13 protein-coding genes are annotated in these 12798 nt (G+C 71.1%); 8 read left to right on the top strand and 5 right to left on the bottom strand.

All coding sequences use genetic code 11. The features are described 5' to 3' along the window. The first annotated feature begins 141 nt into the window (after positions 1 to 141). On the top strand, positions 142 to 792 hold the full coding sequence (locus OG214_RS11145; RefSeq protein WP_363084575.1) for an HU family DNA-binding protein: 651 nt from the start codon (positions 142 to 144) through the stop codon (positions 790 to 792). Between the two features lie 123 nt (positions 793 to 915). Here OG214_RS11145 and OG214_RS11140 read toward each other — a convergent pair whose 3' ends face one another. Next, positions 916 to 1119 (bottom strand): hypothetical protein, encoded by a 204-nt coding sequence (locus OG214_RS11140; RefSeq protein ID WP_405984650.1) that lies wholly within the window; start codon positions 1117 to 1119, stop codon positions 916 to 918. A gap of 29 nt (positions 1120 to 1148) precedes the next feature. Beyond that, positions 1149 to 1838 (bottom strand): 2-phospho-L-lactate guanylyltransferase, encoded by a 690-nt coding sequence (gene cofC / locus OG214_RS11135; protein WP_383032912.1) that lies wholly within the window; start codon positions 1836 to 1838, stop codon positions 1149 to 1151. A gap of 157 nt (positions 1839 to 1995) precedes the next feature. Between cofC and OG214_RS11130 the strand changes: the two genes are divergently transcribed. The 3 genes from OG214_RS11130 to OG214_RS11120 are packed head-to-tail and all read left to right on the top strand — an operon-like array spanning position 1996 to position 5013. Beyond that, complete coding sequence (locus OG214_RS11130; protein WP_363084578.1) at positions 1996 to 2748, top strand: lysophospholipid acyltransferase family protein; 753 nt, start codon at positions 1996 to 1998, stop codon at positions 2746 to 2748. Then, a complete protein-coding gene (locus tag OG214_RS11125) occupies positions 2745 to 3746 on the top strand; it encodes an NAD(P)H-dependent glycerol-3-phosphate dehydrogenase (protein WP_363084579.1) in 1002 nt (333 codons plus the stop codon). Before OG214_RS11130 ends, OG214_RS11125 begins: the two co-directional genes overlap by 4 nt. A gap of 55 nt (positions 3747 to 3801) precedes the next feature. Then, on the top strand, positions 3802 to 5013 hold the full coding sequence (locus tag OG214_RS11120; RefSeq protein ID WP_363084580.1) for a D-alanine--D-alanine ligase family protein: 1212 nt from the start codon (positions 3802 to 3804) through the stop codon (positions 5011 to 5013). A 97-nt stretch (positions 5014 to 5110) separates the two neighbouring features. Here the strand turns inward: OG214_RS11120 and OG214_RS11115 are convergent, their stop codons facing one another. Together OG214_RS11115 and OG214_RS11110 are read right to left on the bottom strand one after the other, a co-directional pair. Next, the gene (locus OG214_RS11115; protein ID WP_363081635.1) at positions 5111 to 5596 is read right to left on the bottom strand and encodes a DUF3515 domain-containing protein; all 486 of its coding nucleotides are present in this window, start codon (positions 5594 to 5596) and stop codon (positions 5111 to 5113) included. A gap of 182 nt (positions 5597 to 5778) precedes the next feature. Further along, a complete protein-coding gene (locus tag OG214_RS11110; RefSeq protein WP_046495896.1) occupies positions 5779 to 6012 on the bottom strand; it encodes an Lrp/AsnC family transcriptional regulator in 234 nt (77 codons plus the stop codon). A gap of 207 nt (positions 6013 to 6219) precedes the next feature. Here OG214_RS11110 and OG214_RS11105 point away from each other — a divergent pair, with 207 nt between their 5' ends. Next, positions 6220 to 7191, top strand: a complete 972-nt coding sequence (locus tag OG214_RS11105; protein ID WP_405984649.1) for a thiamine-phosphate kinase — start codon at positions 6220 to 6222, stop codon at positions 7189 to 7191. A 44-nt stretch (positions 7192 to 7235) separates the two neighbouring features. Continuing rightward, the gene (thiD, locus tag OG214_RS11100) at positions 7236 to 8105 is read left to right on the top strand and encodes a bifunctional hydroxymethylpyrimidine kinase/phosphomethylpyrimidine kinase (protein ID WP_405984648.1); all 870 of its coding nucleotides are present in this window, start codon (positions 7236 to 7238) and stop codon (positions 8103 to 8105) included. Between the two features lie 98 nt (positions 8106 to 8203). On the opposite strand, the gene rpmB is transcribed toward thiD, so the two are convergent. Further along, complete coding sequence (gene rpmB / locus OG214_RS11095) at positions 8204 to 8389, bottom strand: 50S ribosomal protein L28 (RefSeq protein WP_003957616.1); 186 nt, start codon at positions 8387 to 8389, stop codon at positions 8204 to 8206. Positions 8390 to 8665: 276 nt separating this feature from the next. Here rpmB and OG214_RS11090 point away from each other — a divergent pair, with 276 nt between their 5' ends. Further along, the gene (locus OG214_RS11090) at positions 8666 to 10381 is read left to right on the top strand and encodes a DAK2 domain-containing protein (protein WP_405984647.1); all 1716 of its coding nucleotides are present in this window, start codon (positions 8666 to 8668) and stop codon (positions 10379 to 10381) included. A 72-nt stretch (positions 10382 to 10453) separates the two neighbouring features. Further along, entirely contained in the window at positions 10454 to 12694 is a 2241-nt protein-coding gene (gene recG / locus OG214_RS11085; protein WP_405984646.1) for an ATP-dependent DNA helicase RecG, read from the top strand. The last annotated feature ends 104 nt before the right edge of the window (positions 12695 to 12798 follow it).

Genomic DNA, 12798 nt, shown 5'->3' with positions numbered 1-12798 from the left:
TCCGCGGATCTCCGCCAGGTCGACTTCGTTGCGGCACTAGGGTGATTAGCCCGTTTCGTGTTTGATTTGCGGTATATATCTGCCTAACGTGCGAAAAAGCTTGAACACTTTCGTTCTGGCAATGTCTCCGAAGGGGAAGACGTGAACAAGGCGCAGCTCGTAGAAGCGATTGCGGACAAGGTCGGCGGCCGTCAGCAGGCCGCGGACGCGGTCGACGCGGTACTGGACGCCATCGTCCGCGCGGTCGTCGCAGGCGACCGGGTCTCGGTCACCGGGTTCGGCTCGTTCGAGAAGGTCGACCGCCCGGCGCGCTACGCCCGTAACCCGCAGACGGGTGAGCGCGTACGGGTCAAGAAGACCTCGGTGCCGCGCTTCCGCGCCGGTCAGGGCTTCAAGGACCTGGTCAGCGGCTCGAAGAAGCTTCCCAAGAACGACGTGGCCGTCAAGAAGGCCCCCAAGGGCAGCCTCTCGGGCGGTGTTTCCGCCCGTACGACCGTGAAGGCCGCGGCCAAGAAGGCCACCGCCAAGACGGCCGCCGCCCGCAAGACAGCGGCCAAGAAGACCACGGCGGTGAAGAAGACGGCCGCGAAGAAGACCACGGCCGCCAAGAAGACGACCGCGAAGAAGACCACGGCGGCGAAGAAGACCGCCAAGAAGGCCACGGCCACGGCCAAGAAGGCCACCGCGAAGAAGACCGCGCCGGCCAAGAAGGCGACGGCCAAGAAGGCCCCCGCCAGGAAGGCCGCCTCGCGGACCACCACCGCGAAGAAGACCGTCGCCAGGGGGCAGTGAGCGGTACAGGGTCACACGCGCCGGGCCGGGCTCCTTCCGGGGAGCCCGGCCCGCGGCGTTGTACAAGATCACTGAGATGTACGGGCCGTTCAGGACCCGGGCGGAACGGGTCCCGGCCGGGGCTCAGAACGTATACAGCGTCACCAGCGAGACGCGGCGGTCGGCGCCCTCGCCCTCGGTCTCGATCCGTACGCGCTGACCGGCACGGAGCATCCGCAGCCCGCCCGCGTCGAACGCCGAGGAGTCGAACTCCAGCGGGGTGCCGTCGTCCAGCAGCACGCTCCCGCTGCGGGTTTCGGAGTCGAAGGTGTACGAAGTGGCCTGCATGGCGGCAGCGTATCGGTCGCCGGCGCGGCTCAATGCCCCGGCCGCCGTGCGGGGAGCGGCCCGTGCGCCGCGTACCGCGGGGCCGTGTACGGGCCGAGACCCAGCTCCGCGGCCACCCGCAGATCGGCACCCGTATCCACATCCCGCCGTACGGAATCCACCCCGGCCAGGACAATTTCCACCGCCCCCGAGGACAAATGCCGGAGCCGGGACGGACCGCCGAAAGCCGGATTCAATTCCGTGCCCGGCGCCGCCGCCAGCAATGTCGTACCGATTTCGGCGGCATCCGTCAGAAAAGCACGGGGAAATGGTTCCGCCGCCGCCAGCACCCGGGCCAGCTCCGCGGGCCGCAGCGCCGGCAGATCCGCGTTGAGCGCGGCCACCGCGGCCCGGGGTCTGTGTGTCCTGACCACCCGCGCGCCATGCGCCAGCGCCGCGTTGAGACCGTCCCCCGGCGAATCCGGCACAATGCGCGCTCCCAGCGCTGCCAGCTCGGCCGCCGCCGTGGGATCGTCCGTGACGACCGCCACATCCCGGACGGCGGCGCAGGCCAGCGCCGCGGCCACGGTGTCCTGCGCGAAGGCGAGAGCGAGCCGGGGCCGCAGCGCGTCGCCCGCGGTTCCGGCGAGCCTGCTCTTGGCCAGCCGCAGCGGTTTCAGCGGAACGACCAGCGACCAGCGCCCGGTCGGGTCGGTGTCCGTGGCGAACTCTCCGTCCATGTGTATCGGCCCTCTATTGTGGCCCGGCACCGTGACGACCCGCAGGGCCGCTCCAGGAACCGGGGCGTACGGTGTTCTCGACAGAGCAGGGGCCCGGGGCGACACTTGACCCCCGGCAGCCGGGCAAAGAGCCAGGCGCGAAAAGGAAGGTGTCCGAGTGTCCCGCCGCAGAATCGGCTTCTGGTACCGCCTGGCGGCCGTCATCGCAAAACCGCCGCTGGTCGTTCTGTTCAAGCGGGACTGGCAGGGCCTGGAGCACATTCCGGCCGACGGTGGATTCATCACCGCGGTCAACCACAACTCCTATCTGGACCCCCTCTCCTACGCGCACTTCCAGTACAACACCGGACGCGTCCCACGATTCCTGGCCAAGGCGGGCCTCTTCCAGGGCTCCTTTGTCGGCATGATGCTCCGCGGCACCGGACAGATTCCCGTCTACCGCGAGACGACCGACGCGATGAACGCCTTCCGGGCCGCCGTCGCCGCCATCGAGCGCGGCGAATGCGTGGCCTTCTACCCCGAGGGCACCCTCACCCGTGATCCCGACATGTGGCCGATGACCGGCAAGACCGGTGCCGCCCGCGTCGCGCTGCTCACCAAGGCTCCCGTCATCCCCGTCGCCCAGTGGGGCGCCAATCTGGCGATGCCGCCGTACGCCAAGGAGAACCGCCTCCGGCTCTTTCCGCGCAAGACGCTGAAGGTGCTGGCCGGACCGCCGGTGGATCTCTCCCGGTTCGAGGGCCAGGAGCCCACCCCTGAACTGCTCCGTGAGGCGACCGAGGTCATCATGGCCGCCATCACGGAACTGCTCTCCGAGGTACGCGGAGAGCCGGTGCCCACGGCCCTGTACGACCATCGCAGGGTGAGGGCGGAACAGCGGCGCAAGGCCGCGGAAGAGGGGTCCAAGTGACGCGGGTCGCGGTCTTCGCAGCGGGTTCATGGGGTACGGCGTTCGCCATGATCCTCGCCGACGCGGGATGCGAGGTGACGCTCTGGGGCCGCCGCCGTGAAGTCGTGGACGCGATCAACACCACCCGGACCAACCCCGACTATCTGCCGGGCTTCGAACTCCCCGCGGGGGTACGGGCGACGACCGACCCCGCGGAGGCCGCCGACGGCGCCGACTTCACCGTACTCACCGTGCCCTCGCAGACACTGCGCGGAAATCTCGCCGTGTGGGCGCCCGTCCTGCCCTCGGACACCGTGCTCGTCTCCCTGATGAAGGGAGTCGAACTCGGCACGGCGAAGCGGATGAGCGAGGTGATCGAAGAGGTCGCCAAGGCGCCCGCCGAGCGGGTCGCGGTGGTCACGGGCCCCAATCTCGCCAAGGAGATCGCCGGCCGCATGCCGGCCGCGGCCGTTGTCGCCTGCCAGGACGAGAGCGTCGCCCAGCGGCTCCAGGCCGCCTGCCACACCTCGTACTTCCGCCCGTACACCAACACCGATGTCGTCGGCTGCGAACTCGGCGGAGCGGTCAAGAACGTGATCGGGCTCGCCGTCGGGATCGCCGACGGCATGGGCCTCGGCGACAACACCAAGGCCTCCCTGATGACCCGGGGGCTCGCCGAGACCACCCGGCTCGGCCTCGCCATGGGCGCCGACCCGCACACCTTCTCCGGTCTGGCCGGCATGGGCGATCTGATCGCCACCTGCTCCTCGCCGCTCTCCCGCAACCACACCTTCGGCACCAATCTCGGCCGGGGGATGACCCTCCAGGAGACCATCGCGGTCACCAAGCAGACCGCGGAGGGCGTCAAGTCCTGCGAGTCCGTGCTCGATCTGGCCCGGCGCCACGCCGTCGACATGCCGCTCACGGAAACGGTCGTGGACATCGTCCACAACGGGAAACCGCCGCTTGTCGCGCTGAAGGAGCTGATGTCGCGCAGCGCCAAGCCCGAGCGGCTCTGACTCGGCCGCGGCCCACGCTGACTCGGGCGCTACCAACAGGTACGCTCATCGCGATATGAGCAGCGAGAACTCCTCCCAGAGCCCTGAGCAGCAGCTCCGTAAGCCGCGCGTGGCCGTCGTCTTCGGCGGCCGTAGCTCCGAGCACGCCATTTCGGTGGTCACGGCCGGAGCCGTACTGCGGTCCATCGACCGTACGAAGTACGACGTCCTGCCCATCGGTATCACCACCGACGGGCGCTGGGCGCTGACCGCCGACGACCCCGAGCGGATGTCCATCGCCGACCGGGCGCTGCCGAGCGTCGACCAGATCGCCGAATCCACGGACGGCGGTGTCGTCCTCTCCGTCGACCCGGGCAACCGCGAGGTCGTCTACAGCGAGCCGGGCTCCGTGCCCAAGGCGCTGGGCGAGGTCGATGTCGTCTTCCCCGTACTGCACGGTCCCTACGGTGAGGACGGCACTCTCCAGGGTCTGCTGGAACTCTCCGGTGTGCCGTATGTCGGCGCGGGTGTGCTCGCCTCGGCCGTCGGACAGGACAAGGAGTACATGAAGCGGGTGTTCACCTCGTTCGGGCTGCCCGTCGGCCCGTATCTGGTGATCAGGCCCCGCGAATGGGAGCAGGTCTCCGGCGAGCGGGTCTCCGGCGAGCAGGTCTCCGGTGACGGAACCGCCGCCAAGGGCGCCGCCGCCCGCGCGAAGATCGTGGACTTCGCCGCCGAGCACGGCTGGCCGCTCTTCGTGAAGCCCGCCCGCGCCGGCTCCTCCATGGGCATCACCAAGGTCGACGGCCCCTCGGGTCTCGACGAGGCGATCGCCGAGGCGCGGCGCCACGACCCCAAGATCCTGGTCGAGTCGCTGCTGCGCGGGCGCGAGATCGAGTGCGGGGTGCTGGAGTTCGAGGACGGGCCGCGGGCCAGCGTGCCCGCCGAGATCCCGCCGGTCACGGCGCACGACTTCTACGACTTCGAGGCCAAGTACATCGACTCGGCCACCGGACTGGTGCCCGCGCCGCTCACCGAGGAGCAGACGGCCGAGGTGCGGCGGCTCGCGGTAGAGGCGTTCGAGGCCGCGTCCTGCGAGGGGCTGGTCCGCGCGGACTTCTTCCTCACCGAGGACGGCGAGTTCGTCATCAACGAGATCAACACGATGCCCGGCTTCACCCCGATCTCCATGTACCCGCGGATGTGGCAGGAGAGCGGTGTGGGCTACCCGGAGCTGATCGACCGGCTGATCCAGGCGGCGCTGCGCCGTCCGACGGGTCTGCGCTGAGCCCCGTCTCCGCGCGCCGCTCCGTTACGACCGGTTCCGGATCCTGTCTCCCGCCGTCCGTCCAGTGGGCGGACGGCGGGAGACAGGATCTACGCGTCTAGAGACTTGACGGGATCGTCTTCGCGACCGGTGCGGCGAGCCGTGCGAGCGGGGTGGAGTCATGCGCGAACCGCGCGTCCAGGGTGACTTCCACATAGGTGTCGCGGTACGTGGTGGTGAAGCGCGGTCCCGAGTCGCGTTCCTCCAGCATCCAGTTGACGCCGTCCGCCTCCACCGCCTTCGCCTGGGGATCACTCATCCCATCGGGCCGGGGGACGCCGCAGCGCAGTACGATCGCGGCGTCCCCCCACCCGGCGGTCAGTTCGGAACGCGGCTCGGGATCGTTCCTGTCGAGGTCACCGATGCTCTCCGGCAGCTCCTTGTGCAGCGCACGGCACAGCACGGTCTCTCCCGGGGACGGGGTGGGGACCGCGACCGACACCGACGCGTTCGTGGCGGAACAGCCCGCCGCTGCCGACAACAGGACGACGGCGGACGCGCGGGCGAGCAGACGGCCGGATAGCCTGCGGCGGGAACGTGTCACCGGCCAAGGGTAAACGGGGGCCAGGGCCTTTCGTTTGGATCAGGCTGGATCAGGGACTTCGGTCTGGTGCCGTGGATCGCAAGGCGGAGGAGGGAGTCCACGCGGAGCGTAGGCGACCGACGACAACGCGGCGAGGCGCGGTGCCAGGGCACGCGAGCCCAGCCAGACCCAAACGAGAGGCCCTAGAGATGCACGACCGGGCAGGTCAGGGTGCGGGTGATGCCGTCCACTTGCTGGATCTTGGCCACCACCATGCGGCCCAGCTCATCGACGGTGTCCGCCTGAGCGCGCACGATCACATCGTAGGGACCGGTGACGTCCTCGGCCTGGGTCACTCCCGGAATCTTGGCGATGGTCTCGGCGACGGTCGTCGCCTTGCCCACCTCGGTCTGAATAAGGATGTACGCCTGTACCACGGAACCTCCAGGGCGGCCACGAGGATCATGTGGGGAGAAGAGACGCCACGGTATCGCGTCGTCGCGGGCCACGGGGAGACCTGGGTGTCCGGCGGCGCGCGGGGGGGTGGCGCGTGGCAGACAGAAGTTGACGTATCTCATGACGCTACGGACAGCAGTGAGGGACCGCGAGCGCAGACGCGGCCCGACGACGAGAGGGGAGTCCCGGTGAAGGGAACCGTGGGCGAGTTGGGGGAGTTCGGACTCATCAGAGAGCTCACGTCCCGGCTCACCACCACCCCGGCGGTCCGGCTCGGGCCGGGCGACGACGCCGCGGTCGTGGCCGCGCCCGACCGCAGGGTGGTGGCGAGTACGGACCTGCTGCTGGAGGGGCGGCACTTCCGCCGTGACTGGTCGACGGCGTACGACGTGGGCCGTAAGGCCGCCGCGCAGAACCTCGCCGACATCGCGGCGATGGGCGCGGTCCCCACCGCGCTGCTGCTCGGTCTGGTCGTCCCGGCCGAACTCCCGGTCACCTGGCCCACCGAGCTGATGGACGGTATCCGTGACGAGTGCCAGGTCGCGGGCGCGGCCGTGGTCGGCGGCGATGTCGTACGCGGTGACACCATCACCATCGCCATCACCGCCCTCGGTGATCTGCGCAACCACGAGCCCGTGACCAGATCCGGCGCCCGGCCCGGCGATGTCGTCGCCTACACCGGCTGGTTGGGCTGGTCGGCGGCCGGACACGCGGTGCTCTCCCGGGGTTTCCGCTCACCGCGCGCCTTCGTCGAGGCACACCGCAGGCCGGAGCCGCCGTATCACGCGGGCCCCGCGGCGGCCGGGCTCGGCGCCACCGCCATGACCGACGTCAGTGACGGACTCGTCGCCGACCTCGGACATATCGCGGACGCCAGCAAGGTCCGTATCGATCTGCGCTCCGGACTGATCGACATCCCCTCGCAGATGAACGACATCGGCCAGGCGGTCGGGATCGATCCGCTCCAGTGGGTGCTGACCGGGGGCGAGGACCACGCGATCGTCGCCACCTTCCCGCCCGACACGAAGCTGCCGGCCCGCTGGAAGGTGATCGGCGAGGTCCTCGGCCTCTCGGCGCTTCCCCAGGTGACGGTCGACGGGGCGCCCTGGACCAGCAAGGGCGGCTGGGACCACTTCGGCGACATCGAGGATCACCAGTAGAGGCGCCCTCCGGCGGATCCGGGTCCCACCAGTAGATTCGGGTCATGGCGATATCCGAATCCCGGCCCGTGTCCCCGCCCGCGCCCGTGCCTCCCCGTGTGCTGACCGTCGCCGGATCCGACTCCGGCGGCGGGGCCGGTGTCCAGGCGGATCTGAAGACCATGCTGGCGTTCGGTGTCCACGGTATGAGTGTGATCACCGCCGTCACCGCGCAGAACTCGCTGGGTGTGCGGGGTACCTGGGAACTGCCCGTCGAGGCGGTACGGGCCCAGTACCGCGCGGTGGTCGACGACATCGGTGTGCGGGCCGTGAAGACCGGCATGCTCTCCTCCGCCGGACTGGTCGAGGCCGTCGCCGGGCTGCTCGCGGACACCGACGCCCCCGTGGTGGTCGACCCGGTCGGGGTCTCCAAGCACGGTGATCCGCTGCTGGCCGCCTCCGCGCTGGACGGCGTACGGAACCGGCTGCTGCCGGTGGCGACCGTCGCCACCCCCAATCTGGACGAGGTGGCCCAGCTCACCGGCGTACGGGTGGAGGACGAGACGGGTCTGCGGCGCGCGGCCGACGCCGTTCTCGCCTTCGGGCCCAGTTGGGCGCTGATCAAGGGCGGACATCTGCCGGGTGACGCGGTGGATCTGCTGACCGACGGCCGCGAGGAGCACTGGCTGCGGGCACCGCGCCAGGACAACCGTCATACCCATGGGACGGGCTGCACCCTCGCCTCGGCGATCGCCGCGGGGCTCGCGGGCGGGCAGGGCGTGGTGGAGGCCGTCGTGGCGGCCAAGGAGTATGTGACGGGTGCGATCGGGCACGGCTTCCCGCTGGGCGCGGGCATCGGTCCGGTGGACCACGCCTGGCGCTTCCGCCGGACGCTGACCGGGCCGACCGGACCGGCCGGGCTTACCGGGGGATGATGTCCCCGGTACGGGCGGCGGCAGGGACGGCAAAAGCCGGTCCACCGAGGTGGACCGGCTTTCAAGGCAACCGCAGGGGCTGCGCTACGACGCAGGCGTCAGCGCGAGACCTTGCCGGCCTTGATGCACGAGGTGCAGACGTTGAGCCGCTTCGGCGTCCGACCGACCACTGCACGCACGCGCTGGATGTTCGGGTTCCAGCGACGGGACGTACGGCGGTGCGAGTGCGAAATGTTGTTGCCGAAGCCCGGCCCCTTGCCGCAGACGTCGCAGTTGGCAGCCACGGGTCACTCCAAAGACTTCAGATGCACGTACAGAGATATCCGGCGTGCCGGAATCAGTGACTGATGTGGCGTTGCCGGGGGAATGGCCCGACTCTCATCGGGCAACCGCAGCAGCATACAACGCCTGCCTCGGTACAACGAAACTACCATGAGCGGGACCGGCCTCCGCCCGGCCCCGGCCCCACGGCCGTCCCACGGCTGCCGCGCCGCCCGCCCGTGGCACGCGGGCTACCCTGCGTGCAGCCCGCTTCCAGGCCGCTCAAGGAGGAGCATCAGGTGCCGCAGACCCTCGACGCCGCAGAGGTGCGGAACTGGTGCTCACTGGCGCTGGAGGCCCTCGGCCGCGAGCGTGAGGAGATCGACGCGATCAATGTCTATCCGGTCGCGGACGGTGACACCGGTACCAATCTCTATCTGACCGTGGAGTCCGCGGCGCAGGCGGTCGAGGCGGTCTTCGCCGCGCATGAGACCGGTACGTCCGAGCCCGGCCCGGCCGACGCGGTACGGGCCATGGCGCATGGCGCGCTGCTCGGCGCCCGGGGGAACTCGGGCACGATCCTGGCGCAGCTGCTGCGCGGGATGGCCGAGGTGCTGGCCGCCCCGGCGCCCGGCGGCGGGACGCGTGACGGCGGGAAGGGCGGCGGGGAGAAGGGCGGCGACGGCGGCGGGAACCGGCTCGCACCGGCGCTGCGGCGGGCCGCCGCGCTGGCCAGGGAGGCCGTCGCCCACCCCGTCGAGGGCACCATCCTCAGCGTGGCGTCCGCAGCGGCGGACGCGGCGGAACGAGCCGCGGCCGACGGCGCGGCCGACGACCGCGCGGCCACCGTACGAGCCGCGTACGCCGGAGCGCGCGCCGCGCTCGACGCGACCCCGGACCAGCTCGCCGTACTGGGCAGGGCGGGGGTCGTGGACGCCGGCGGGCGCGGACTGCTGGCGGTCCTCGGCGCCCTCGCGCAGTCCCTCACGGGCGTGGCTCCGGCCGCCTACCCGGTGCGCCCCCGCCGATACGAGGAGCCCGCGGCGCACGCGGCACCAGCGGCGCACGCACCGTCCGCCTCGGCCGCCCCGGCCGGGTCCTGCGCCGTCGAGGACGGGCCCGCCTTCGAGGTGATCTATCTGCTGGAGGCGGACGACACCGCCGTGGCCCGGCTGCGGAAGCGGCTCGACCGGCTGGGAGACTCCCTGGTCGTCGTCGGGGGCGACGGGCTGTGGAACGTCCACGTACATGTCGACGACGCGGGCGCCGCCGTCGAGGCCGGGGTCGAGGCGGGACGTCCGTACCGGATCCGTATCAGCCACTTCGGCGCCGCCGAGGAGCCGCCCGAGCGGATCCAGCGGGCCGTCGTCGCGGTGGTGCCCGGCGAAGGGCTCGCGGGACTGTGCGCCGAGGCCGGCGCGACGACCGTGCTCGCGCGCCCCGGGGAGCCGCCCGCCAGCGGTGAGCTGGTCGAGGCGATCCGGCGGGCGCACGCCCGTGAGGTGGTGCTGCTGCCGAACGACTCGGAGCTGCGCCACACCGCCGCCGCCGCCGCGGAACAGGCGCGTACCGAAGGGGTACGGGTCGCCCTGATCCCGACCCGGGCCGCCGTGCAGGGCCTCGCCGCGCTCGCCGTCCACCAGCCCGACCGCCGTTTCGACGAGGACGTGGTCGCGATGACCACGGCGGCCGGCGCCACCCGCTACGCCGAACTGGCCGTCGCCGAGCGGCAGTCCTGGACCATGGCCGGGATCTGCCAGGCCGGCGACGTTCTCGGGCTGATCGACGGGGATGTGGCGGTGATCGGCGCCGATCTCGCCGCGACGGCCGAGGCGGTGCTCTCCCGGATGCTGGCGGCCGGCGGCGAACTGGTGACCCTGGTGCTCGGCGAGGATGTGCCCGGCACCCTCGCCGACCGCCTGGAGAGATACGTACGGGACGGACACCTCGCCGTCGACACGGTGGTCTACCGGGGCGGCAGGCAGTCCGCGCCGCTGCTGGTGGGGGTGGAGTAGCGGCGCCCTCGGCACGGCCACGACCTGCGCGAACGCCGGGGTGCGCGACGTCTGTCAGTGGTTTGGTGTGCAATGGATCGCGTGTCCGCGCTGGATGAACCCCTCAAGAAGACGCTCGGCCCCGCCACCGCGAAGGTGATGGCCGAACAGCTCGACCTGCACACGGTCGGTGATCTCCTGCACCACTACCCCCGGCGGTACGAGGAGCGGGGGCAGCTCACCACGCTCGCCGATCTGCCGCTGGACGAGGACGTCACGGTCGTCGCCCAGGTCGCCGACTCCCGGATCCTGACGTTCAACCACGGCAGGGGCCAGCGTCTGGAGATCACCCTCACCGACGGCAGCGGCCGGCTCCAACTGGTCTTCTTCGGCAGGGGCATCCACAAGCCGCACAAGGAACTGCCGCCGGGCAGCCGCGGGATGTTCGCCGGCAAGGTGTCCGTCTTCAACCGCAAGCTCCAGCTCGCGCACCCCACCTATGTGCCGCTGGGCAGGGAGGGCGGGGAGGGCGGGGAGTCCGTGGAGGACACGGCGAGCGCCGTGGACGGGTTCGCGGGCAAGCTGATCCCCATCTATCCGGCCTGCAAGGGTCTGGAGTCCTGGAAGATCACCAAAGCGGTCGACGCGGTGCTGCCGAGGGCCGTGGAGGCCGCCGATCCGCTGCCGCCCGCGCTGCGGGAGGGCCGTGGCTTCGTCCCGCTGCCCGAGGCGCTGTACAAGGTCCACCGGCCCGAGACCAAGGCGGACATCGAGGACGCCCGGCAGCGGCTGAAGTGGGACGAGGCCTTCGTCCTCCAGGTCGCCCTCGCCCGGCGGCGGCACGCCGACGCGCAACTGCCCGCCGTGGCGCGCGAGCCCGTGGCGGACGGTGTGCTCGACGCCTTCGACGCGAAGCTGCCCTTCACCCTCACCGACGGCCAGCGGAAGGTCACCGCCGAGATCTTCGCGGATCTCGCCACCGAACACCCCATGCACCGGCTGCTCCAGGGAGAGGTCGGCTCGGGCAAGACACTGGTCGCGCTGCGGGCGATGCTCACGGTCGTCGACGCGGGCGGGCAGGCCGCCATGCTGGCGCCCACCGAGGTGCTCGCCCAGCAGCACCACCGCTCGGTCACCGAGATGATGGGTGAGCTCGCCCAGGGCGGGATGCTGGGCGGCGCCGAGCACGGCACCAAGGTCGTGCTGCTCACCGGCTCCATGGGCGCCGCCGCGCGCCGTCAGGCGCTGCTCGACCTGGTCACCGGCGAGGCCGGGATCGTGATCGGTACGCATGCCCTGATCGAGGACAAGGTGCGCTTCCACGATCTCGGTCTGGTCGTCGTGGACGAGCAGCACCGCTTCGGGGTGGAGCAGCGCGACGCGCTCCGCTCCAAGGGCAAGCAGCCGCCGCATCTGCTGGTCATGACGGCCACACCCATTCCCCGCACGGTCGCGATGACCGTCTTCGGTGATCTGGAGACCTCCGTCCTGGACCAGCTCCCGGCCGGGCGGTCGCCGATCGCCAGCCATGTCGTACCGGCCCAGGACAAGCCGCATTTCCTCGCCCGCGCCTGGGAGCGGGTGCGCGAGGAGGTCGGCAAGGGCCATCAGGCGTATGTCGTCTGTCCGCGGATCGGCGATGACGACGACGATGCCGGGAAGAGCGGGAAGGGCAAGCAGAAGTCCGCTCCGGGGAAGGACGCCGACGACGCGGAGAAGCGGCCGCCGCTGGCCGTGGTCGAGGTCGCCGAGCAGCTCACCCGGGGGCCGCTGGCCGGGCTGCGTATCGAGGTCCTGCACGGGCGGATGCAGCCGGACGACAAGGACGCCGTGATGCGCCGCTTCGCCGCGGGCGAGGTGGATGTGCTGGTCGCGACCACGGTCATCGAGGTCGGGGTGAACGTGCCCAATGCCACCGCGATGGTGATCATGGACGCGGACCGGTTCGGTGTCTCCCAGCTCCATCAGCTCCGCGGACGGGTCGGCCGCGGCTCGGCGCCCGGTCTCTGTCTGCTGGTGACCGACATGCCGGAGGCGAGCCCCGCCAGGGCCAGGCTCGGCGCGGTCGCCGCCACCCTCGACGGCTTCGAGCTGTCCCGTATCGACCTCGAACAGCGCCGTGAGGGCGATGTCCTCGGCCAGGCCCAGTCCGGGGCGCGCTCCTCGCTGCGGATGCTCGCGGTCATCGAGGACGAGGAGGTCATCGCGGCGGCGCGCGAGGAGGCCGTCGCGGTGGTCGCCCGGGACCCGGAGCTGACGGGCTCGCCCGAGCTGCGTACGGCGCTGGACGCGCTGCTGGACACCGAACGCGAGCAGTACCTCGACAAGGGCTGACGAGGACGGACGAGGGCTGACGGGCGACGGCGAGGGCCGACGACGGCCGACGAGCGCCGGGCCGGGGGGCACCGGCCGGGCCCGTCCGGGGCGTACGCCATATC

Origin of the sequence: Streptomyces sp. NBC_00872 (genome assembly GCF_045161915.1) — a bacterium.
Taxonomy (GTDB): Bacteria; Actinomycetota; Actinomycetes; order Streptomycetales; family Streptomycetaceae; genus Streptomyces.
The sequence above is the reverse complement of the archived record's forward strand: the minus strand, read 5'-3'. Positions and strand labels throughout refer to the sequence as shown.